At 44.7% G+C, this 488-nt stretch carries 1 protein-coding gene; it reads right to left on the reverse strand.

The genetic code is table 11. The features are described 5' to 3' along the window. A partial coding sequence (locus tag NXS10_RS08545; protein WP_259139445.1) for a MucBP domain-containing protein occupies positions 1–488 on the reverse strand: 488 nt, incomplete at both ends.

Consider the following 488-nt stretch of genomic DNA (forward strand, 5'->3'; position numbering starts at 1 on the left):
CTTCCCCTGTAGATGGCAATACCGCTTGTTTTGCTACTGTCTTAGGAGTTTGAGAACGTGGTGCTGTTGTGACTTCTTTTTTCGGAATCTCGTCACTGTGAGTTTGCTTCGTTTCTGGTTTATCGTCAGGAATTGGGGCTGGGGCTACAATCTTGCGATAAACATAAACTACAATCTGTTCACCGTCTGTAAACTGTCCTTCCTCTGAACCTTTAACAGATAGCAACTCATAACCTTCAATCACCTTAGGAGATGTATGATATGGAGTTCCTTGCTTATCTTCTGATGTTTCAGATGGTCGTAATGGATTCCCCACTTCATCCACATAATGAACAGTGAGATGTCCCTCAGCTACGCTTACTTTATGACGGTACTTAACAGGAGTATCTGTTGTTGGATTGTCTGGGGTAACGTCACTTGGATCAACGGGTTCCCATCCGTCAAGACTTGGCACTGGAGTTGGGTTGACCTTGGTTGGGTCATCTGGA

It is taken from the genome of Streptococcus sciuri (genome assembly GCF_024814375.1).
Taxonomy (GTDB): Bacteria; Bacillota; Bacilli; order Lactobacillales; family Streptococcaceae; genus Streptococcus; species Streptococcus sciuri.